Annotated in this window: 23 protein-coding genes; 14 read left to right on the forward strand and 9 right to left on the reverse strand. The window is 65.6% G+C overall.

The genetic code is table 11. The features are described 5' to 3' along the window. The first annotated feature begins 18 nt into the window (after window positions 1-18). The 3 genes from RAD10_RS23655 to RAD10_RS23665 are packed head-to-tail and all read left to right on the forward strand — an operon-like array spanning window position 19 to window position 4,720. Window positions 19-2,136, forward strand: coding sequence for an ABC transporter permease (locus RAD10_RS23655; RefSeq protein ID WP_461619435.1), 2,118 nt, complete (start codon window positions 19-21; stop codon window positions 2,134-2,136). Next, window positions 2,133-3,227 carry an NHL repeat-containing protein gene (locus RAD10_RS23660; protein WP_461619436.1) on the forward strand — a complete coding sequence of 365 codons (1,095 nt, stop codon included), beginning with the start codon at window positions 2,133-2,135 and terminating at the stop codon, window positions 3,225-3,227. The genes RAD10_RS23655 and RAD10_RS23660 overlap by 4 nt, the downstream gene beginning before the upstream one ends. Then, on the forward strand, window positions 3,224-4,720 hold the full coding sequence (locus RAD10_RS23665) for a sugar ABC transporter ATP-binding protein (RefSeq protein WP_461619437.1): 1,497 nt from the start codon (window positions 3,224-3,226) through the stop codon (window positions 4,718-4,720). The genes RAD10_RS23660 and RAD10_RS23665 overlap by 4 nt, the downstream gene beginning before the upstream one ends. Window positions 4,721-4,764: 44 nt before the next feature. Here the strand turns inward: RAD10_RS23665 and RAD10_RS23670 are convergent, their stop codons facing one another. After that, entirely contained in the window at window positions 4,765-4,977 is a 213-nt protein-coding gene (locus RAD10_RS23670) for a hypothetical protein (protein WP_461619438.1), read from the reverse strand. Window positions 4,978-5,403: 426 nt separating this feature from the next. Between RAD10_RS23670 and RAD10_RS23675 the strand changes: the two genes are divergently transcribed. Further along, a complete protein-coding gene (locus tag RAD10_RS23675) occupies window positions 5,404-5,679 on the forward strand; it encodes a hypothetical protein (protein WP_461619439.1) in 276 nt (91 codons plus the stop codon). Window positions 5,680-5,691: 12 nt separating this feature from the next. On the opposite strand, the gene RAD10_RS23680 is transcribed toward RAD10_RS23675, so the two are convergent. Continuing rightward, entirely contained in the window at window positions 5,692-6,486 is a 795-nt protein-coding gene (locus RAD10_RS23680; RefSeq protein WP_028142246.1) for an adenylate/guanylate cyclase domain-containing protein, read from the reverse strand. Window positions 6,487-6,723: 237 nt separating this feature from the next. Here RAD10_RS23680 and RAD10_RS23685 point away from each other — a divergent pair, with 237 nt between their 5' ends. Continuing rightward, a complete protein-coding gene (locus tag RAD10_RS23685) occupies window positions 6,724-6,909 on the forward strand; it encodes a hypothetical protein (protein WP_461619440.1) in 186 nt (61 codons plus the stop codon). A 215-nt stretch (window positions 6,910-7,124) separates the two neighbouring features. On the opposite strand, the gene RAD10_RS23690 is transcribed toward RAD10_RS23685, so the two are convergent. From RAD10_RS23690 to RAD10_RS23705, 4 genes are all read right to left on the reverse strand, one after another. Continuing rightward, complete coding sequence (locus RAD10_RS23690) at window positions 7,125-8,318, reverse strand: adenylate/guanylate cyclase domain-containing protein (RefSeq protein ID WP_461619441.1); 1,194 nt, start codon at window positions 8,316-8,318, stop codon at window positions 7,125-7,127. Between the two features lie 112 nt (window positions 8,319-8,430). Beyond that, window positions 8,431-9,015, reverse strand: a complete 585-nt coding sequence (locus tag RAD10_RS23695) for a HutD/Ves family protein (protein WP_461619442.1) — start codon at window positions 9,013-9,015, stop codon at window positions 8,431-8,433. 73 nt (window positions 9,016-9,088) lie between these two features. Further along, window positions 9,089-9,658 (reverse strand): DUF2087 domain-containing protein, encoded by a 570-nt coding sequence (locus RAD10_RS23700; protein ID WP_461619443.1) that lies wholly within the window; start codon window positions 9,656-9,658, stop codon window positions 9,089-9,091. A gap of 248 nt (window positions 9,659-9,906) precedes the next feature. Then, the gene (locus RAD10_RS23705; protein WP_461619444.1) at window positions 9,907-12,003 is read right to left on the reverse strand and encodes an adenylate/guanylate cyclase domain-containing protein; all 2,097 of its coding nucleotides are present in this window, start codon (window positions 12,001-12,003) and stop codon (window positions 9,907-9,909) included. A 313-nt stretch (window positions 12,004-12,316) separates the two neighbouring features. On the opposite strand from RAD10_RS23705, the gene RAD10_RS23710 reads away from it, so the two are divergent. Genes RAD10_RS23710 through RAD10_RS23725 form a run of 4 tightly spaced genes read left to right on the forward strand, consistent with a single transcriptional unit; the run spans window position 12,317 to window position 14,861 of the window. Continuing rightward, window positions 12,317-12,622 carry a BufA1 family periplasmic bufferin-type metallophore gene (locus RAD10_RS23710; protein WP_092253843.1) on the forward strand — a complete coding sequence of 102 codons (306 nt, stop codon included), beginning with the start codon at window positions 12,317-12,319 and terminating at the stop codon, window positions 12,620-12,622. A 43-nt stretch (window positions 12,623-12,665) separates the two neighbouring features. Continuing rightward, entirely contained in the window at window positions 12,666-13,583 is a 918-nt protein-coding gene (bufB, locus tag RAD10_RS23715) for an MNIO family bufferin maturase (protein ID WP_461619445.1), read from the forward strand. Further along, a complete protein-coding gene (locus RAD10_RS23720) occupies window positions 13,573-14,355 on the forward strand; it encodes an HvfC/BufC N-terminal domain-containing protein (protein ID WP_461619446.1) in 783 nt (260 codons plus the stop codon). The genes bufB and RAD10_RS23720 overlap by 11 nt, the downstream gene beginning before the upstream one ends. Continuing rightward, window positions 14,352-14,861 (forward strand): DoxX family protein, encoded by a 510-nt coding sequence (locus tag RAD10_RS23725; RefSeq protein WP_461619447.1) that lies wholly within the window; start codon window positions 14,352-14,354, stop codon window positions 14,859-14,861. The genes RAD10_RS23720 and RAD10_RS23725 overlap by 4 nt, the downstream gene beginning before the upstream one ends. A gap of 8 nt (window positions 14,862-14,869) precedes the next feature. Here the strand turns inward: RAD10_RS23725 and RAD10_RS23730 are convergent, their stop codons facing one another. Genes RAD10_RS23730 through RAD10_RS23740 form a run of 3 tightly spaced genes read right to left on the reverse strand, consistent with a single transcriptional unit; the run spans window position 14,870 to window position 16,952 of the window. Then, on the reverse strand, window positions 14,870-15,715 hold the full coding sequence (locus RAD10_RS23730; RefSeq protein ID WP_461619448.1) for an SDR family NAD(P)-dependent oxidoreductase: 846 nt from the start codon (window positions 15,713-15,715) through the stop codon (window positions 14,870-14,872). Window positions 15,716-15,724: 9 nt separating this feature from the next. Then, the gene (locus tag RAD10_RS23735) at window positions 15,725-16,276 is read right to left on the reverse strand and encodes a carboxymuconolactone decarboxylase family protein (RefSeq protein ID WP_461619449.1); all 552 of its coding nucleotides are present in this window, start codon (window positions 16,274-16,276) and stop codon (window positions 15,725-15,727) included. Continuing rightward, a complete protein-coding gene (locus RAD10_RS23740; protein ID WP_461619450.1) occupies window positions 16,254-16,952 on the reverse strand; it encodes a TetR/AcrR family transcriptional regulator in 699 nt (232 codons plus the stop codon). Before RAD10_RS23740 ends, RAD10_RS23735 begins: the two co-directional genes overlap by 23 nt. Before the next feature lie 167 nt (window positions 16,953-17,119). On the opposite strand from RAD10_RS23740, the gene RAD10_RS23745 reads away from it, so the two are divergent. The 5 genes from RAD10_RS23745 (at window position 17,120) to RAD10_RS23765 (ending at window position 21,659) form a co-directional block, all read left to right on the forward strand. Next, on the forward strand, window positions 17,120-18,322 hold the full coding sequence (locus RAD10_RS23745; RefSeq protein WP_461619451.1) for an ABC transporter substrate-binding protein: 1,203 nt from the start codon (window positions 17,120-17,122) through the stop codon (window positions 18,320-18,322). Window positions 18,323-18,325: 3 nt separating this feature from the next. Then, a complete protein-coding gene (locus RAD10_RS23750) occupies window positions 18,326-19,219 on the forward strand; it encodes an MBL fold metallo-hydrolase (protein ID WP_461619452.1) in 894 nt (297 codons plus the stop codon). Window positions 19,220-19,230: 11 nt separating this feature from the next. Beyond that, window positions 19,231-20,199 (forward strand): Bug family tripartite tricarboxylate transporter substrate binding protein, encoded by a 969-nt coding sequence (locus tag RAD10_RS23755; RefSeq protein ID WP_461619453.1) that lies wholly within the window; start codon window positions 19,231-19,233, stop codon window positions 20,197-20,199. A 25-nt stretch (window positions 20,200-20,224) separates the two neighbouring features. Next, the gene (locus RAD10_RS23760) at window positions 20,225-20,764 is read left to right on the forward strand and encodes a VOC family protein (RefSeq protein ID WP_461619454.1); all 540 of its coding nucleotides are present in this window, start codon (window positions 20,225-20,227) and stop codon (window positions 20,762-20,764) included. Between the two features lie 82 nt (window positions 20,765-20,846). Beyond that, window positions 20,847-21,659: a class I SAM-dependent methyltransferase gene (locus tag RAD10_RS23765; protein ID WP_461619455.1), complete on the forward strand. Its 813-nt coding sequence runs from the start codon at window positions 20,847-20,849 to the stop codon at window positions 21,657-21,659. The last annotated feature ends 27 nt before the right edge of the window (window positions 21,660-21,686 follow it).

Genomic DNA, 21,686 nt, shown 5'->3' on the forward strand with positions numbered 1-21,686 from the left:
GGAATCAGCGGAAGGCAGATGCGCGAGACACTGACCAGGCTCCGATATCGCTACTGGCCGGACCATCTCCTCGGCGAGATCCTGTCCAAACGCTGGACCGAAACCGCCATTCCGGTGATCCTGCTCCTGATCGTCGGCTTCGCGCTCAGCCGCTCGCTCGAGCACTTCCTGTCCCCGGCGAGCCTCGCCGACACCGCGCGGCAGGCCGGCGAAATCGGCTTCATCGGTCTCGGCATGGCGCTCGTCGTCATCGTCGGCGGCATCGATCTCTCGGTCGGATCGATTTTCGCGCTGACGGATTTCTGCGCGCTCTATCTGCTCGACGTGCTCAACTGGCCGGTGCCCGCCGTGGTGGTGGTCACCATGATCGTTGGCGGGTTGCTCGGCGCCGTCAACGGCGTGCTGATCGGGTATCTCAGGCTGCGTGCCTTCATCACCACGCTGATCACGCTGATCATCTACCGCTCGGCGTACGATTTGTTGATTCAACGGTACTCCAACGCCATCGCGTCGGCCTTCCCGGACATTCCGTCCTGGGATTTCATCGGCGGCGGGAGCGTGTTCGGCATTCCCAGCGTCGCCCTGGTCTACATCGTGATTGCGATCTTCGGCCACGTCTTCCTGACGCGGCTGCGGCCGGGCTGGCACATCACCGCGATCGGCGGTTCGCGGCGCTCGGCCTACAATTCCGGCATTCCCGTCCGCCGCACAATCGCGCTCTGCTACGTCGCGAGCGGCGTGCTGACCAGCATCGGCGCGCTGTTCTTCGCGGCCCGGCTCGGCACGGTCGGCGGCGATATCGGCGTCGGCTTAGAGGTGATCGTGCTGACGGCGACCGTGCTCGGCGGCATCACGCTCGGCGGCGGCAAGGGGTCGGTCGTCAAATCCATGGTCGGCGTGCTCATCGTTCTCCTCGTCACCAACGGCCTGACCGCCATGAATGCGCGCGGCGGCGTCAACCGCATGGCGCTGGCGACGATCCTGCTGGCGGCGGCGATGGTCGACATCCGCTGGCAGAAGAACCGCACCCGCATCATCAGCAAGGTCTATGTCGCCCCGACCTATCACGCGCTGCCGCCTCCGCCGCCGACCGAGATCGGAAGCGGCGGGCCGTTCGAGCAGAACGACAGGTTGCGCGACGTCTCGCTGATCGGGCTCGGCCGGATCGAGGCGCCCGAGGACGTGATCCTCGACCGCAACGACGTGCTCTACGCGGGATCGCGGCACGGCGACATCATCCGCTTCTTTCCGCCCGATTACGAACGGATGGAAGTGTTCGCGCATATCGGCGGCCAGCCGCTCGGCATGGCGTTCGACAAAGAAGATAATCTCTATGTCTGCATCGGCGGCATGGGCCTCTATCGCATCAAGCCCGACGGGACCGTGGAGAAGGCCACGGACGAGACCAATCGCAGCATCCACTCCGTGAACGACGACAGCCGCCTGCGGCTCGCCGACGATCTGGACATCACCGACGACGGACTGATCTTCTTCTCCGAGGCGACTGTGCGCTACGAGATGGACGAATGGCCGGTCGACGGGCTGGAAGCCCGCGGCAACGGCCGCATCATCTGCTACGACACCAAGACCGGCACCACCCACACCGCGCTGCGCGGCCTCAAATTCCCTAACGGCGTCGCGGTCGCCAGCGACGGGCAATCCATCCTGTTCGCGGAGACGTTCGGCTGCTCGATCAAGCGGCATTGGTTCGCCGGACCGAAGAAGGGCGACGTCGAGATCGTCATGGACAATCTGCCGGGCTATCCTGACAACATCAACCTTGCCTCGGACGGCAATTACTGGCTGGCGCTGGTCGGCATGCGCAGTCCGTCACTGGATCTCGCCTGGAAGATGCCGGGCTTCCGCCGGCGCATGGCCAAGCGCGTGCCGGTCGATGAATGGCTGTTTCCGAACATCAATACCGGATGCGTCGTCAAGTTCAACGAGCAGGGCAAGATCCTGGAATCGTTCTGGGACCTCAAGGGCCTCAATCATCCCATGATCACCTCGATGCGCGAGCATCGCGGCTATCTCTATCTCGGCGGCATCGCCAACAACCGAATCGGCCGCTTCAAGCTCGACAATGCCGATCCCGACTTCGTGCAGTACGACAAGCGCTGGAGGAAGTCGTCATGATCGCCGCCGTGCGCGAATTCGCCAACCGTTTCCTCGGCCGTGGTGAGGCGGCCATCACCGTGCCGTCGTTCGACGGGGCGTTGAAGCCGAACCAAGCGCTCGAGCAGGCGGAGATCCTGCTCGAATGCGACGCGCCGGAGGATCTCGCCACCGACGGCACATCGCTGCTCATTGCCGACGGCGCGCGGCTGACGCGTCTGAGCGGACATGCGGCGACGACGGTTCGCACGTTCGAGCGGCCGATCTCGGCGCTGGCATCCCTGCCTGGTGGAGGCCTTGCGGTCGCCCTCGGCGGCACCGAGGTCCGGCTCTACGACAACGCCGCGGCCGAGACGCCCAGGGCCGCCTTTACGCAGGGGCTGCACGCCGTCAATGCGCTGGCGCCCGCAGCCGACGGGGCGTTGATCGCGACCGATGGATCGTCGTTGCGCGGTGTCGGCGACTGGGCGCGCGACCTGATGGAGCTCGGCAAGACCGGCCGGGTGCTGCGGCTCGATCCGAGGACAGGCACGATCAGTGAGCTTGCCGCCGGATTGGGTTACGCTTTCGGCGCCATTGCGAGCAACGGCGCCGTGCTCGTCAGCGAAAGCTGGCGGCATCGCCTGGTCTCGATCTCGCCGGACGGAACCCGCAACGATCTGCTGCGTCACCTCCCCGTCTACCCGTCCCGGCTTTCGCCGGCGAGCGGCGGCGGCTTCTGGCTCACCGCATTCACCGCGCGCACCCAGCTGGTCGAGTTCGTGCTCCGCGAGCCGGCCTATCGCCGCCGCATGATCGCAGAGATCGACCCGGAGTTTTGGGTGGCGCCACGCCTGCGCTCGGGCCACTCCTTCAAGGAGCCGTTGCAGGGCGCGCACATCAAAACCATGGGCGTGATGAAGCCCTGGGCGCCGCCGCGGTCGTACGGTCTCATCATCCGGCTCGGAGCCGACCGCCTTCCACGCTACTCGCTCCACAGCAGGGCCGACGGCGTCAACCACGGCATCGTCGCCGCCGTGGAAGCCGGCAACGACCTCGTCATGATCGCAAAGGGCCCCGGGCGCGTCATCAGGTTGCCGCTGGCATCACTCGGCGAGGAGGCCCGCACATGAACGACCTCGTCCTGTCGCTGTCGAAGGCGACCAAGCTTTACGCCGGCGTGCCGGCCATCGACGGCGTCGATTTCGATCTTCGGCGCGGCGAAATCCACGCGCTGGTCGGCGAAAACGGCGCGGGCAAATCGACGCTGACCAAGGTCATGGCCGGCGTCGTGACGCTGACCTCCGGCGGCATGACGGTTGACGGCGTCGATGTCACCCCAAGGACTCCGCTGGAGGCGCGCAACCTCGGCATCGCCATGGTGTTCCAGGAGAACAGCCTGGTGCCGACGATGACGGTGGCGCAGAACCTGTTTCTCGGTCGGGAGAAATTCTACAATCGCCTGCGCGGCATCTACATCGCGGCCCAGCAATTCCTGCAATCTCTCAACTTCGACGTGACGCCCACCGCGACGGTCGGTGGGTTAGGGGCGGCCAAGAAACAGATGGTCGAGATCGCACGCGCGGTCCTGCACAAGGCCAAGGTGATCATCTTCGACGAACCGACGGCAACGCTGACGCCGGAGGAGAAGAAGTACTTCTTCGACCTAGTCAAGGACCTGAAGAAGCGCGGCGTCTCCATCATCTTCATCTCGCATGCCCTCGAAGAGGCGCTGCTGCTCGCCGACCGCATCACGGTGCTGCGCGACGGCAAGCATGTCGTGACCGACGACGCCTCCCGCTTCGATCGGGCGCGCATCGTCCAGGCGATGGTGGGGCGGGACCTCTCCAACACGCTCTACGGCGCGCGCAAGGCGAAGGTGCGGCCTTCGGGCAAGCGGGTGCTGACGGTGCAGAACCTGAAGATGGCGCCGATGGTGAAGAACAACTCGCTGTCGGTGTTTGCCGGTCAAATCACCGGCGTCTTCGGTCTCGTCGGCGCGGGACGCACCGAGACGTTCAAGATCGTCGCAGGCGTCATGAAGCGCGACTTCTTCCACGGCGGCGAGGTGATCCTCGACGATAAGCCGGTCCGCTACCGCGTCCCTGCGCCCGCCGTGCAGGCCGGCATCGCCTACGTGACGGAGGACCGCAAGGTCGAAGGATTCTTCGAGACCGCATCCATTGCGCGCAACATCTATCTCGGCCTGCTCGCCAAGTTTCCCAAAGGACGCACATGGCTGTCACGCCGCGAAAGCACGGCGACCGGAAAGTCCTGGATCGAGCGACTCAAGGTGCGCGCCATCGGCGACGAGGCCAAGGTCGTCGAATTGTCCGGCGGCAACCAGCAGAAGGTCGTGATCGCCAAATCGCTGATCCAGGATCCGGAGCTGATCATATTCGACGAACCGACGCGGGGCGTCGATGTCGGTGCCATCGTCGAGATTCACGAGCTGATCAATTCGCTGGCCGACAAAGGCAAGGCGGTGGTCGTGATCTCCTCCTACCTGCCGGAGATCATGGCGCTGTCGGACCGAATCCTCGTTTGCAGGCAAGGCAAGGTCGTCGAGGAGTTTTCCGCGCTGGAGGCGACCGAGGAATCCATCATGTACGCGGCGATCCATTGACGGTTGCCCGCCCGCCACGTCGCTGCACAATCGACGCGGACGGATCAGGCGGAACGCGGCATCGGGACGGGCTGCGCGCTTCGCTCACCCAGCAGCTTACCGGTGGTGCTGTTGGCGAAGTGCAGCGACATGCAGGCCGGGCACCTCACGGACACATAGCTGTCCGCCGGCTCGAAGCTCTCGGGCCGCGCGTCATCGATCCGATGCTGGACGTTTATGCCGGTGCGCGGGCACCTGAAGAGGATCTGGCGCTGCATGTCTCTATTCATGCACCCGAACCGCGGCCGGCGAAATTGCGGATGATTCCCTAGGGGCCCTCCCCGTGTTTGAGATGGGTCAATGCAAAGGGCCTGCTCACGCCTATGCTCTGCGTGACATCGGGCGCGCTCCTGCTCCGGTGCCGAACGAAGTGGAGCCCGGACTCCTAGGCACTCCGGGCACCGCTTCGCAAGACGGTGCCAAACCGACCGCGCCCCGGGAGCCGGCTCGGCACGAGCGGCTTCGATGGAACCAGGGCAAGAACCGCGGGTTGGATGGCGCAGCCCTGAGCAGAACACGCAACCGGCCTCGGTGCTTCCAAGGAAGCCGGGGCTGATTGACGTCCCCCTTGTCGCCTGACCCCAACACGGCCGAGGGTATGACCCTCCGCGGGAAACGGGACCGCCTCGATCAGGAGAGCAGCCATGATGTCCGCCAACGTCGACGATCTGACCGCAGTGGTGCGCTACGCGCTCGAAACCACCCGGGCGACCACGGTCTGCCCATTCCACGATGAGGTGGTCGTTCGCGTCGGCGACGACGCCGCCGAGAGCCATGCCTACGAACGCGCCAAGCGAATCCTCAGGAGCGACGGCACGGCCTTCGAGGCAGACGCTCTCAGGGAAGAGATCGGCCACCAACTCGCCGCCGCCGCGGACGGACGATGCCCCAAATGCGACCGGACCGATCTGAACAGATAGGCCTCGATCCCTTCAATCCTCCACCCGAAACAGCCGCCACCGCTCCGGCACGCCCTTGAGCTGATGCACGCCGTGATCCCTGAAGCGGATCTCCGACTGCGCCATCAGGTCCTTGACCGCGCTCGAGACCAGGACTTCGCCGGCGCGCGCTTTGGCGGCGACGCGGGTGCCGATGTGAAACGCGAGACCGACCATCTCGCCCCCGCTCACACTGTACTCGCCCGCATGCAGCCCGACCCTGATGTCGAGCCCCAGCGTGCGCACGGCCTTTTGAATCGCGGTCGCGCAGCGGACGCCGGAAGCCGGCGCCTTGAATGTCGCCAGCACGCCGTCACCGGTCGTCACCACTTCCTTGCCACGCGTACTCTTCAGCTCCTTGCGCACGGCCGCGTAATAGTGGCCCATGACCTTGGTCCAACGCGCATCGCCGAGCTTTGCCGCCTTTTCGGTGGAGCGGACGATATCGACGATCAGGATGGTGGCGAGTGCCTGCTTGAGTTCCGCGCTCCGCTCGGCGGATCGGCGCCGGAGCGCGATCGGTCCGGCCAGCGGCTCGTAGCGGTGGCTGCGGCGCCGGGCGATGGCGGCTTTGGCGTAGTCCTGGGCGCGCTGCGTCGTGCCGCAGCGAACTGTCTTCTCCTGCGGCAGACGCGTCCAGTAGACCCTTCGTCCATCGCCGGCGCCCTGCACCTCAACGGCACCCCACTTCAGGAACACCGCCGAGCCGACGCGCCGAACGCACCACGCCTTCGACGTGTAGCCGGATACGTTGGACTGAAGGACTCCGATGCGAAGGAATTTGGGCATGAACGTGCGGCCGATTTGAAGGACCGTTTGGGTGTCTTCGGGGCGGAAGCCTATTCGTACAATCCTGCATCGGCAATAGGGGCTTCCCAAGGCTGACGGCGGCGCCTGACACCGGGATCGTGCTGACAGTGCCCAAACGCGAGCCGCCCGTCCATTCGTCGGTCGGGAGTTTAATCGTCCAGGCAACGATCAGCCTTCAGACGTGTTCTTCCGACATCAGACACGGTGAGGCGCGCCATGAGCAAGGATGACGAACTGAAGCCTGACGACTTCCCGATCGAGGCAGACAAGGACAAGCTCATGACACGCAAGGGCGAGCCCGTCGCCTCGGCGGAATCGGAGCAGATTGCGGACCAGATCGCCGAACGGCTGAACGAGCACGCGCACCAGGAAGAGCAGGATCGTTGGTCCGCGTGGGCGTGACGGCGTGCCACCCCAGGGCCTTGGCCTGCACCGGGTCTCACAGTTCCGGCGAATGGCGGCCTCGGCTCGACCTCCGCCCCCTGGACCGCGAGCCGGGGCTGTATGATCCCAGGCAAACCCAGGGCGGCCAGCAGGCGATGCCGAACTCGGGCTCCACCGGAGCGAACCGCAAATAGATGCGCCGCTGGCAATTCGTCCTGGGTGGGGCAGTCGCCCTACCCGTGATACGCGAACAGCTCGATCGGATCGCTGAAGCCGCGGACCTCGTGCTTGCCGACGTGCTCCAGCTCGAACTTCTCCTCCACCAGCTCCGCAAAGTCGCGTGACAGCAGCACCGTTCGACCGAGCTGCTTGGTAAGGGCTTCGAGGCGGGAGGCCATGTTGACGGCGGGGCCGATTACGGTGAAGTCGAGCCGGCTGGTTGAGCCGATATTGCCGTACATGACATCGCCGACATGGACGCCGATGCCGTAGTTCAGCGGCGCGCGGCTGGTCGCACGGTTCCGCTCGTTCAGCGCGGTCATGGCCTGACGGGCCTCGGTCACGGCGTGAAGCAGGTTCGCGCAGGCATCGGGCTCTTGAAGCGGGAAGATGGCGAGCAGGCCGTCGCCGATGAACTTCAGGATCTCGCCGCCGTGCCGCGCGATCGGCTCGGACATCGCGTCGAAATAGTCGTTGAGCAGGTCGATGACGTCGTCGCGCGGCCAATTGTCGGAGATCTTGGTAAAGTCCCTGAGGTCACAGATCATGATCGCGGCGCGCACCGTCGTGCCGCTGCCGCGCCTGGTGGCGCCGGCGAGGATCAGCTGGCCGGCATGGGAGCCGACATAGGTCTCCAGCAGGGTTCGGGCCAGCCGGTTCTTGATGCGGATCTCGCTGACCAGCGCCAGCACCGGCAGGAGCCTCTTGAGCGCGGCGATATGCGAATCCTCGAAGCCGCCGGGACGGTCGGTCGCGAAGGTGATGAGATGCCGCTTGCCGAGCGTGTGGTAGAGCGGCCAGGCCACATAGTCGGTCAGGCCCTTTTCGCGCATCTCGTCATACAGGGCGTGCTTGCGGCCGAGCGAGGGATCGCGCTCGAGATTCTCGCGCACCTCGCTGGCGCCGTCCTGCATTTCGTTGGCGGGACTGCCGATGAATTCCGACCGCTCGCGGACGTCATAATCCACCCGCGCGATCTCCGCCTCGCGCATGCCGTCGGACCACATGAACCGGGCGCCAAGCCATTGCGGATGGTGGATCAGGACATGGAGCGTCGACCGCTTCAGCGGAATGCCCGCCTGCTGGAGACGGATGCACATGTCGGCGAAGATATTGTCGATGAAGCGCTCGTCGCGCGTGCCGTTGGTCAGCCAGTCGACGACACCGTCGACCTGCGTGGCGGGGGCGTGGTTGTCTTGCGCGGTCATGTCTTGCCCTTCACGGCGGTCTGCATCAGGGCAGATATCGTGCCCCGGCTCCGCCGCGTCAACCTAGCCAGTTGCATGGATTGTGCGCATCGGGCTGCCAGGGCTGTCGCCCTTAACCGACGATCCGGATCGACCCCAGCAACGCCGGACCCGAAACGAGCGCGAGCCTCGATGCCTCGGTCAATTCGATCCTGAGCGTGCCCTTGCCAGGGATGGCAAGATCCTCTCCATCGAGGCGGATGCGGCAATCACCGTGCGGTGCGTAAACCAGATGCGTGCCGGCACGCAACGGTCGATCGCCGGCTTCCCTGAGCGCTTCGAGCTCGATCTCCACCGCACCGCGCCGCGCCATCAGGTTGACGACCTCGACCGGCCCGGCCTGAAGCTCCGTCACGATCTCGAGCTCGCCGGTGAAGCGCACGGTCGTAAAAGGTTCACGCTCGTCGAATTCCTGGCCCGGGGCCTTGAGCACCAGCCCGCGCCCACTGACGACCATCTGCAAGCGGTCGATGCCCGGCATATGGGAGAAGGGACCGGGCGCCACGATCGGCGTACTCGCAAAGCGCCAGAGCAGACTGCTCCAGTCCTTCACCGCTGCGTCAGCGCGATGTGCATCCGCGATATCGGTGAAGATGCCGCCGCCATTCTTCCAGGGCGAGCGAGTATAGTCTTCAGATCTGAGCAGTGTTGCCTTCATGGCGGTCCTCGATGCGATGGCGGTGCAGGGAAACGCGTTCGCCCGGCGAGCGGCAATGCGTCCGGATTTGCGGTCATGTCGCAGCTTCCGGTCGTCCGGATGCGATGGCCTTGAGGTGGCGCAGAAGCGCTGCGGCCTCCATCGGAGGCCGACGCTCGATCCGGCGATACGCGCGCCCGTCGGCCGTGCGGGAGACCAGGCCGTGATCGCACAGCGCGCGGCGGAGCAAGGCATCATCGGCGAAAGCGTGCTGACGGCTCAACAACGTCTTCACTTGCGCCTCGGCCAGACTGCACCGCGGCGGGAAGCCGGCCCACAACACCCAGAGGCTCAACTGCTGCAGGCTGTGGCGGGCCGGCCAACGCAACAGCCTGCCATGGTCGTCGAAATGGCGCGCGGCGCGCTGCACGCGCTTCAAATCGACCGCATCGACTTGTGGTGCCGGCGTGCCGCGGTCATCCACGGCAGTGCCGACCGCACGCGCGCGGAAATGCTGATAGTTCCTGTGCCCTGTCGCACGTGCAAGAATGTTGAGCAGCTCGACGTGACCGGGCGGCGACGTGCGCTCCAGAAGCTGGGCGCGCAGAGATTTCGCGAGCGCGGAGATGTCGCCCGCAACGAATTCAACGGGGGTTCTGGTCATGACCAATCCTCGATGTGCCGATCCACAGATGGATTGTCGGAGGTCACCGGCTTACGACGCGGCACGAGGTTTGGTGTCGGTACGATTGAGCCTTGCAGGTTTAGCTTCCCTCGCGGGACGGTGACGCCTGGGTGAACTGCAGACCCGGCCAGACCCTTACTATAGACGCCCGGCGAGCTCAAGGGCCTGGCCCGCCGGATGCGCGGACGCCGTGATTGGAGCGCCAGATATCCCGGACTCCGACGCCGCTATTTCGAGGTCAGTGCCGCCACGGCATGCCAGGCGACATCGGGCGCAGCTGCAGCGAGCTGCCGGCAGCGCTCGCGCATCAGCTCGGCGGGACGATCGTGGCCGCGCCGTTTCAGCACAACCTCGAAATCGGCGAGCGCATCGGCAAACCGCCGCGCGCGATAGGAGGCGAGGCCGCGCGCGTAGTCCGCAATCCAGCTGGTCGCCTCACCGTCGGTGGCGCCCTCGCTGACGATCCCGATCAGTTCGTGGACGGAAAGTCCCTCCTCCCGGCCGTAGACCGCGATACTATCGACCTCGCGCGTGATGACGGCGCTGCGCGCCAGGCGTTCGGCCGCCTCGCCGATCAGGATCTGCGTGCCATAGACTTTGTTGGCGCCTTCGAGCCGGCTGGCGACGTTCACGGCATCGCCGATCACGGTGTAGTTCAGCCGCAGCTCCGAGCCGATATTGCCGACCAGCATGCGGCCCGAATTGATGCCGATCCGGATCTGGAGCGGCTGACCGAGATCGTCGGCGAGGCCCGATGCTTCGATCGCCCTGCGGCAGGCGAGCGCGGCACGACAGCATCGTGCGGCGTGATCGCCTTGCGGCTGCGGCGCACCCCAGAACGCCATCACGGCATCGCCGATGAACTTGTCGATGGTGCCGCCATTGGCGACGATGATCTCCGAGGTGACGTCCAGATAGCGCGACAGCAGCGGCACCACGCGATCGCCCAGCCGCTCGGACAGCCCGGTGAAGCCGGCAATGTCGATGAACATCACACTGAGCTCCTGGACGCTGCCGCCGGGCCTCGCCTCGACGCCCTGGCGCAGCAGGCCGCGGACCAGATCGGCCGGGATGAATTTGCGGAAGGCGGACAATCCGGCCGCCATCTCGGCGATCGCACCCGACAGGCTCGCGATCTCCTTGAGCCGCGAGGGGTGGCGGCGGACCTGCTCCAGCGCGAAAGCCTCGACGTGGCGCAGCTCGCCGACGACGCGCGACAACGGCGCGGCGATGACGGAACGCGCCAGCATCGCCGAGGCCAGCGCGGCGAGCACGGCGCCGATGGCGAGGCCGAGGATCAGGCGGTGCAACGTCGTCTCGACCGGCCCGAGAAATTCGGCCTCCGGAATCACGGTGGCGAGCGACCAGCCCGGAAACGGCAGCGGCGTCAGCGCAACCTCGAAGGCCGCGCCGCCGGAGGTGAGCCGGCTTCGCCAGGCCTCCTTGCGGCCGGCCTCGCCCGCCTTGTCGAGCGCAGCGCGCGCCAGTGGCAGCAGCGTCGTGTCGCCGCGCGCAGGGCGCAGTTCGTCGGCCATCTTGTCCGGCGCCGCGACGAGCTCGCCGCCTCCGTCGACGATGAAGGCGGTGCCCGTGCGCCCGACCTCGAGCTGCGACAGGAAACGCGCAAGCCTCGTATATTCGATGATGACCGCCAGAACGCCTTGCCGCTCCTGATAGACGTCGATCGGCCCCGCGAACGCGATCGACGGCCGCTCGCCGGTCGCGTGGTCCATCACCCTGAACCATTGCGGCTCGTCCGCGGTCAGCCCGGCCTTGAACCAGGCCTGGTCGGCGACGTGGAATCCATTCGGCTCGAACCGGCGATTGGCGAATTCGATGTCGCCGGGCACCACGTCATATTCATCGACGCGGCGCTGGCCCGGATGATCGGTCAGCGAGATCTCCATCATCTCCAGGCGGCGATCGCCGAGCTTGTGCGCGGCGAAGAAGGAGCCGTCGGGCCAGCCGAAGGCGACCCAGGAAATCGTCGCCTGCGACTGCAATTGCGACAGGAACACGAATTCCCGTTTGTCGGCCTCGCGGGTGTCGAGCACGTTCTGCAGGAACAGCGTGCGGATCGCGGTATGCGCGGCGCGCGCCTCGTCGACGATGGCCGAGACCTCCTTGCGCACCGCCGCCACGATCTGCTCGTTGATGGTCGCGGCGAGTTGCCGGCTGGTCGCCTCCGCCGTGCGCCACCACAACAGGCTGGAGAGCGCGGCCGTCAGCAGGATCGCAGCCAGGACCAGCGCGGACACCGCGAGGCGGATGCTGACCGTCAGCCTTGCGATCGCATGAAGCCGTCGTTCGGGATCAACCTTCATCGCTGTCTTCGCCTGCCGGTCCACGCGAGCCACTGACAATGCTCTACGCTGCCGGCGCTCGCCCGTTACGTCTGGCAGAAAATGGACGCGCGCCGCCAATGCCCGGTGGCTACCGTCTCGATAGACCCAAGGCATTGGCCTTGGGCGGACGCTTGCCCGCTAATGCCGGCCCAAGCGCACCGGCGGTGCGCCGGATCCAAACGGTCTCACGGGTTCGTGAGCAGTCTCGCCGTAACGCGGGCTGCGCGCGCAACGAAGGAGACCATGCGCGCGTCGCCTGCCAGGCGATGCCATCTCGAACAGGAGAATCTCGATGTCTGCCAAACATGCTGTCACCTCGCTCGTCCTCGCCGGCGCGGTCTCGACCGCGCTCGCGACCCTCGCCGCCGCCGGGCCGCTGACCAAGGCCGAGGGCGAAGCTGCCGTCGCGGCCAAGAAGGAAAAGTGCTTCGGCGTTGCGCTGAAGGGCCAGAACGATTGTGCGGCAGGACCGGGCACCACCTGCCAGGGCACCTCGACCATCGATTTCCAGGGCAACGCCTGGAAGTTCGTGCAGGGCGGCACTTGCACCAGCATCGAGCTGCCGGGCGGCAAGAAGGGTTCGCTCAAGCCGGTCTGACGGCCGACGCGACGTCGCCAGCAAGCACGAACGGAGCAGCACGATGAGCACGGTGATCCAGCCGACCCGACCAGCAGCCATGCCGCTCCGCTTCGCAACGCCCATCGGCGGCGTTGCCGGGACGAGCTTCAAGCCCGAGCATCTGCGGGCAATTCTCGAGGCAGCACCTCGGCGTGGCTTCTTCGAAGTCCACGCCGAGAACTACATGGGCGATGGCGGTCCGCCGCATCGTGCGCTGGAGGCGATCCGGCGCGACCATCCCCTGTCGCTGCATGGCGTCTGCATGTCGATCGGCGGACCGCGGCCGCTCGACAAGGCGCATCTGGCGCGCTTCCGCGGCCTGGTCGCGCGCTATCAGCCGACGCTGGTCTCCGAGCATCTGGCGTGGTCGACCCATGAGACCAATTTCTTCAACGATCTGTTGCCACTGCCCTATACCGAAGCGACGCTGGCTTGCGTCTGCGACCATATCGATCAGGTGCAGGAGGCGATCCGCCGTCCGCTGCTGCTGGAGAACCCCTCGACCTATGTCGCCTTCCGCGAATCCTCGATGCACGAGACCGAGTTTATCCGCGCCATTGCCGAGCGCACCGGCTGCGGGCTGCTGCTCGACGTCAACAACGTGTTCATCTCCGCCACCAATCAGGGCTATTCGGCGCTCGACTACCTCGCGGATTTCCCGCTGTCGCACGTCCAGGAGACTCATCTTGCGGGCCATGCCGAGCAGGCCGACGACGAAGGCGAGCTGCTGCTGATCGACAGCCACGACGGCCCGGTCGCGGACGCCGTCTGGAAGCTCTATGAAATCGTGATCCGGCGCTGCGGCGCGGTGCCGACACTGATCGAATGGGACAGCAAAATTCCGGACTGGCCGGTGCTGCAGGCGAAAGCCCTTGCCGCGCAGGCGATCCTCGACCGTCATCAGTGCACAGCAGTGGCGGGAGACCGTCATGCTGCCTGAACCTGGTCTGTCCTACGCCGCCGCGTTCGCACCGGCGCTGTTGGATCCCACGCGCAACACGCCGGCGATCGTGACCGGCCCGAACGGCAAGGCGGCCGGCCGACGCTACGACGTCTACCGCAACAACGTCACCGTCAGCCTGATCGACGCGCTGGCGGCGGTCTACCCGGCGGTGCAACGCATCACCGGCGCCGAGTTCTTCCGCGCCATGGCGCGCTTCCATGTTCGCAGCAATCCGCCGACCTCGCCGCTGCTGTTCGAGTATGGCCGCGGCTTTCCGGAGTTCATCGAAGCCTATGAGCATGCGCAAGATATGCCCTGGCTCGCCGACGTCGCGCGCATCGAGCGGGCCTGGCTCGATTGCTACCATGCGCGCGATGCCGCCCCGCTGTCGGCGGAGCGGCTGTCGGCGGTCACGTCCGACCGTTTGGCCAATCTGGTGTTCGTTCCGCATCCGGCCGCGCGATGCCTGCGCTCGCGATATGCGGCCGTGACGATCTTTGCCGCCAATCGCGACGGTACGCCGCTTCTGCGCATCGAGGCCTCGACGCCGGAGGACGCCCTGATCACGCGGCCCGCATTCGACGTCACCGTGCGCCGTCTTCCGCCCGGTGGGGCGGTGTTCGCGGACGGCCTGATCTCGGGGCGGCCGCTCGGCGAGGCTGCTGAGGCGGCGCTGGACGCTGCGCCCGAATTCGACATCGCCGCGAACATCGTCGGACTGATCGAAGCCGGCGCCTTCATCTCGCTCGCTTGCGGAGACCCATCATGATCACGGACCAGCACATGACCACCGAAAGCGGACTGCCGTCGCCCTGGCTGCTCGTCGACAGGGCCAATCGTCTGATCCAGACGCTTGCGACGCCGTCGCTCGTCCAGCTCGTGCTGCGCGTCGCGCTGGCGGTGCCGTTCTGGCGCTCGGGCATGCTCAAATGGGGCGGCCTTTTCAAGCTGAATGACACCGCGGTGACGCTGTTCAGCGACGAGTTCATGCTGCATCTGCCCGGCGGGCCCTATCACTTTCCGGCACCGACCGTGATGGCGTTCCTGTCAGGCTCCGGCGAGATCATGTTCCCGATCCTGCTGGTGCTCGGGCTCGGCACCCGGTTGGCCGCGCTCGGGCTGCTGTTCATGACTGTCATCGTCGAGCTCACGGTGCCCGACGGCTGGCCGATCCACCTCACCTGGGCGGCGATGGCGCTCGGCATCATGGCTCACGGGCCCGGCAACATCTCGCTCGATCATCTCGTCTGTCGCGCGCGATCGGGCGCGCGATAGACGGCCGCTCACATCCCGCTCAGGCCACTATCGACCGCCAGCGTCTGCGCGGTGATGTAGACACTCTCGTCCGACAGGAAGAACAGCACCGCATAGGCGATCTCCCACGCCGTGGCCTGGCGGCCGAACGGGACGTGGCGCTTGCCGCGGTTGGGACGGCCGGCGCCGGCTTCGCGGCCGTTCGGGGTGTCGACGAGGCCGGGATAGACGAGGTTGGCGCGAATGCCGCGGCGCGAGCCGAGATGAGCGATGTTGCGCATCAGGCCGCCGAGTGCGGCTTTCGAGGAATCATACACCGCCATCTGCGATCCCGCCTTCAGCGCGGCGATCGAGGAGATGAAGACGATGGCGCCGCCATCGTCGAATCTCGGCAGCGCGGCGCGGCAGCACAGCATGGGGCCGCGGACATTGACGTCGTAGATCCTGTTCCACTCCTCGGGGCTGACGTTATCGAGCCCGGTCTTGCCGAAGGTGCCGATGTTCAGCACCATGCCGTCGAGGCCGCCCATGGCGCGATGGGCTTCCTCGATCATGCGCTGGACGTCGGCCTCGGATGTCACGTCGGCCTCGATCGCAAACCCTTCGCCCTCCTCATCGGTGATCTGCCTGACGGTCTGCTGAGCGGAGCTGCGGTTGAGGTCAGCCACCGCGACCTTCGCGCCCTCGCGTGCGCACAAAATGCTCATGGCGCGGCCGTTGCCGATCGGATCGGTGGCGGCATCGAACACGCGCTGGCCGCCGCCGACGATCAGGATACGGCGGCCTTTCAGCCGCCCCCTGCGCGGCGCCTCACCGAGCGATTCCGCGCTCGGCGGTCGAACATAGCGCTCCGGCTTGTTGTCGGTTTCCGTCATCGCGACCGCCTATTTCTTGCCGCCGTCATAGACCGTCATGCCGGCTGCGGGATCGAGATCGGTTTCGGTCGCCTCGGTCAGGCGCGCCATCATCATGTAGAAGCCGAGCGCAACGATGGATTCCACGATCTCCTGGTCGCTGAAATGCTCGCGGGCAGCAGCAAAGGTCGCCTCGGGCACGCGGACGTTCTCGACCACCTCGCGCCCAAACTTGAGCAGCGCACGCTCGGCCTCGCTCAGCGCGGCGGCGTCATAATCTGCGCGCTCGACGGCGTCGACCTGCGCTTGCGTGCAGCCGACGCCGAGCGCGATCGGAACATGCTGACGCCATTCATAGGCGCCGCCCTCTAACTGGGCGGCCTGGAGGATCAGGAGCTCGCGGTTGACGGCCGAGAGCTTCTGTTTGTGCAGGATCGAATTGCCGAGCCGCATCGCCGGGATCATGTTGGCCTCGGCATGGGCCATCATGCGAAAGATATTGAGCTTGACCGGCATACGGTCGAACGAGGCGCGGATGTCGCCGCTCGTCGTCTCCGGATCAATCAGGGGCAGCCTTGCCACGGTTCTCTCCCTTGGTTTTTCGTTTCTTGTTGTCGGTGTCCTCGTCTGCCGCGATCAGCGACAGGAAGAAGGCGAGATAGCGGTCGATCGCTTCGATCACCTTGGGCCGCGGCGAAGGTGAAGCGCCCATCACGTAATGCTCGAGGCGAACGTAGATCAGGCCGGCCGCGAACAGCCGCGCGGTCTCGCGCGGGTCCGGCGTCTTGACCAGGCCGGCGAGCGCAAAGCCACGGAAATAATCCGTCATCATGCTCTGCTCGCGCGCATAGAAATGATCGGCGAATTTGGCGCGGATGCCGGGCACGCGGTTACGCTCGGCGGTGATCACCTTCTGGAACTGGTGCTCGCGCGGATCGGACCATTGCTCGACGAGGTCGAGCGCAAACTGCCGGCAGAACGCTGCGGGCTGTCGCGCGAGCTGCTTGTAGCGCGGCTCCTCAAGCCGGCTCGCCGAGCTTGCCGGGCCATGCTCGCTGACAATCGCCTCCAGGATCGCGGCCTTGCCGGGGAAATGATTGTAGAGGCTGCTCTCGCGGATGCCGACGCGGCGCGCGAGCTCGCGCATCGAGGCGCCGCCATAGCCGCTCTGCGCGAACAGGTCGAGCGCTTCGGTGAGGATTCGCTCGCGCGTCGTAGGCGCAGCCGCTTCCGCCGCGCTGGAGGTGTGGACAGCCATGTCCGCTTGACTAACGAACGATCGTTCGCTAGTCAACCGTACGAACGATCGTTCGTTTGCCAGTCTGGCGAGAACGGTCCCGGCCCGCAAGCCCGCTTGCAGGCGCTGTTCTCGCGTTTCAACTCCGCTCCTCGAGAGGCGGAGAGCAATTTTGGGGAGACGACGTCATGGCGCGCTTTGCCCGCCTTCGTGCGGCCTGCATCCTGTTGCCGCTGCTCGCAAGCAGCGCCGCCTCTGCCCAAAGCAAATACGATCCCGGCGCCGACGACAGGACCATCAAGATCGGCACCACTGCGCCGCTGAGCGGCCCGGTATCGGCGTTTGCGCAGATCGCGAAATCGGCGGAGGCCTATTTCCGCAAGGTGAACGACGACGGCGGCGTCAACGGCCGGCGTATCCAGATGATCATCGCCGACGATGCCTATAGCCCGCCCAAGACGGTGGAGCAGACCCGGCGCCTGGTCGAGAGCGAGGAGGTGCTGCTGATCTTCGGCGGCGTCGGCACGCCGACCAACAGCGCCGTGCACAAATATCTCAACGACCGCAAGGTGCCGCAGCTCTTCTTAGGATCAGGCGCGGCGAAGTGGGATGATCCCAAGAATTTCCCGTGGACCGTCGGCTGGCAGCCGACCTACCGCGACGAGGCGATCGCCTACGCCAAGTACATCAAGACGGGCCACGCCAATGCGAAGATCGGCGTGCTCTACCAGAACGACGATCTCGGCAAGGATTACCTGAAGGCGCTGGAGGAAGGCCTCGGCACCGGCGAGGCGATCGTCGCACGCGCGGCCTATGAGACCTCGGCGCCGACCGTCGATACGCAAATCCTGCAACTGAAGACCGCCGGCGCCGACGTCGTGCTGGTCGCGGCAACGCCGAAGTTCGCCGCGCAGGCGATCCGCAAGATCGGCGAGATCGGTTGGAAGCCGACGACCATCATCTCCAACGTCTCGGCCTCGATCAGCGGCGTTCTGGAGCCGGCCGGCAAGGACAATTCCACCGGCGTCATCTCCAGCCAGTATCTGAAGGACGCAACCGATCCCGCCAACAAGGATGACCCCGGCTACCGGGAATGGCTGGCGTTCATCGACAAGTACATGCCGGACGCCAACAAGAGCGATTGGCTCAACGTGTACGGCTACACCATCGCGCAGACGCTGGTGACGGTGCTGAAGGCCTCCGGCAACGACCTCACCCGCGCCAACGTGATGAAGCAGGCGACCACCATGAAGGACGTGAAGCTGCCGATGCTGATCAACGGCACCTCGGTGAGCAACTCGCCCGAGCGCACCACGCCGATGACGAGCCTGCAGCTGATCCGTTTCGACGGTACCCGCTGGGTGCCGTTCGGCGATCTGCTGAAGAACTGATCGATGCGACAGGTGACGATCGGCAGCATGCAGGTCGATCTCGTCAGCGAGATTCCTTCGCTTGCCTTCGACAAGAGCTGGCTGTTCGCCAACGTCACCGACGAGGTGATCGCGGAAAACCGGAGCTGGCTCGATCACCGCTACATCGAACCGGAGACCGGCCGCTTCATCCTCAGCCACCACTCCTATCTGGTGCGAACACCGCGCTGGACTGCGATCGTCGACACCTGCTGCGGCAATCACAAGCATCGACCGCGGGTGCCGGCGTGGAACAAGCTCGACCAACCCTATCTGGAGAACTTGCAGGCGCTGGGCATTGCGCCCGAACAGGTCGACTTCGTGATGTGCACGCATCTGCATGTCGATCATGTCGGCTGGAACACGCGGCTGATCGACGGCCGCTGGGTGCCGACCTTCCCCAATGCGCGCTATCTGATGGGCCGCGCCGAATATCACCAGTTCGAAGCCGCGCACAATGCGGCGCCGAGGAGCCCGGTGAACCACGGCTCGTTTGAGGATTCCGTGCTGCCGGTCGTCGCCGCAGGCCTCGCCGAATTCGTCGAGACCGACCATCGCCTGTTTAGCGCTCGCGACGCGGCCTTGCGCTTTGCGCCGGCTCCGGGGCACACGGCCGGCAACTTGCAGATCCATCTCAACGGCGGCCACGACCATGCGGTGATGTCGGGCGACGTCATCCATCATCCGATCCAGTGCGCCGCGCCGTGGCTCTCCAACGCCGCCGATGTAGATCCGGCTGCGGCGCTGGCAACGCGCATGGCGTTGCTGGAAGAGCTCGCGGACACGCCGAGCTATCTGCTCACCGGCCATTTTCCGGCACCGACCGCGGGACGCGTGGTCAGGCACGGCGATGCCTACAGATTTCGTTTCGAGGATTAGGGGGAAACATCATGAAGCTGCGCACCGTCACGCTCTCCTTGTTCGCATTGTGGTTCACGGCCCTGCCGGCGCAGGCAGAGGATCCGGCCGCCTACCCCAGCCACAAGATCAGGATGTTGCTGCCCTATGCAGCGGGCGGCGGCGGTGACGTGGTCGGCCGGCTGCTCGCCGACAGGATGGGCAAGACGCTCGGACAGAGTATCTACATCGAGAACCACACCGGTGCAGCCGGCACGCTCGGCACGCAGATGGTGGCGACATCCGCGAATGACGGCTACACCATCACCGTCGGCGGCATGACCACGCACGTTCTGGCGCCGGCAATCTATCCAAAACTGCCCTACGATCCGATCAAGGATTTCACGACCATCGGCCGCGTCGGCACCTCCTCGATCATGCTGGTCGCCACCAGGAATTTTGCCGCCAACGACATCAAGGGCCTGGTCGCTCTGGCCAAGAAGGGCGAGCCGATCCAGTACGGCAGTTGGGGCGTCGGCTCGACCGGCCAATTCTGCGCGGAGATCCTGATGCAACAGGCCGGCATCAAGATGGACCACGTGCCGTTCAACGGCATCGCAAAACTCGCCGGCGATCTGCTCGGCGGCCACATCTCCCTTGCAACGCTCGACGTGGCCACCGCAACGCCGTTGGTGAAAGACGGTTCGATCAAGGCGCTGGCCGCCTGCGGCGAGCGCTCACCGAGCCTGCCCGATGTCGCCAGCTACGGGGAGCAGGGCGTGCAGTTCGACCGCAGTCTGTCCTGGGCGATGTATGCGCCGGCGGGCGTCGCTCCGCCGATCGCACAGAAGCTTTCGGCGGCCCTGAAGGACGCGCTCGGTGACGAGGTGGTGAAGCAGAAGCTCCTGGCACTCGGCATCACCCCGCAATTCGTCCCCGGCGATGAGCAGCGCGACCTCAACGCGAGCGACATCGCGGCCTGGAAGCAGGTTGCCAAGGACGCAGGCATTGAGGTCAAGTGAATAGGCAGAGAACAGGAGCGCGGGCATGAGCCGCATCTTCGGCGCGGTGCGCCAGAACGGATATGTGGTGCGGGACATCCACGCCGCGATGAAGCACTGGATCGAGGTGATGGGTGTCGGCCCCTGGTACTACATGGACCGGGTCAAGACCGACTGGTTTCGTCACCGCGGCGAGGACTCCGCCGTGGAGATGAGCATCGCGCTGGCAAATTCCGGCGACCTCCAGATCGAGCTGATCCAGCAGCGCAACGACGCGCCCTCGCTGTACAAGGAATTCGTCGACGCCGGGCACGAAGGCCTCCAGCACATGTCCTACTGGAGCCACGACTATCAGGCGCTCTACGACAAGGCGATCGGGCTCGGCTACAGGATCGGCCATGAGGGCCAGATCGGCGGCGACAAGGGGCGCTTTGCTTATTTCGACACGCAGGACCATCCGGGCACGGTGATCGAGATCTCGGACATCAGCGGCACCAAGGGGCCGTTCTTCGAGAAGGTCCGGCAGGCCGCGATGAGCTGGGACGGCACGCGGCCGATCCGCGAGGTTGGTGGCGGGAAATCGTAGGATCGGTCGCCGGCTGGGCAGGCGCATTGGCGGGCAAACCATGGTACATAAACCCCGTGTCCGAACCTTCAGCGAGGCAATCATGTCCGACACTGACAAGGTTTTCGCCGGCTCGATTCCGAAAATCTACGACGAGTATCTGGTCCCGATGTTGTTCTCCGTCTATGCGGAGGACATCGCAAGACGCATTGCCGCTCGCTCGCCCTTCGCGCTGCTCGAGATCGCCGCAGGCACAGGCGCAGTGACGCGCGCCGTGGCGGCGGCGCTGCCGCGCGGCATCCGTTACATAGCAACCGATCTCAACGAGCCGATGCTCGCAGTCGCCGCGAAGCGTCAGGCGGACGATGACCGCATCAGCTGGCGCCACGCGGATGCATCGGCCCTGCCCTTCGGTGATGCCGAGTTCGACGTGGTCTGCTGCCAGTTCGGCGCGATATTCTTTCCGGACCGCGTCAAGGCTTACGGAGAAGTAAAGCGCGTCCTGAAGCCGGACGGCACGTTCGTCTTCAACGTCTGGGATCGGATCGAGGACAATGTGCTGACGCATGAAGCGACAGTCGCGCTCGGCAAACTGTTTCCCGACGACCCGCCGCGCTTCATGGTCCGCACGCCCCACGGCTATCACGACAAGGACGTGATCAGAGCCGACCTCGAACGTGCCGGCTTCCGCGACATCTCGATCGAGACGCGATCTGAAACAAGCCGCGCGCCATCGCCCGAATATGTCGCGCTCGCCCTTTGCCAGGGCACGCCGCTGCGCAGCGAGATCGAAGCAAGGGACGCCAGCAAGCTTCAGGCCGCAACCGACATCGTCGCCGAGGCGATCCGGACGCGTCATGGCGCCGGCCCGGTCGAGGGCAAGATTCAGGCTGTGGTGATCGAAGCCCGGCCGTAGCTGCAGGCCGCGGCCGAGCTGCCGTCC

The sequence above is a fragment of the Bradyrhizobium sp. 23AC genome, from assembly GCF_054863025.1.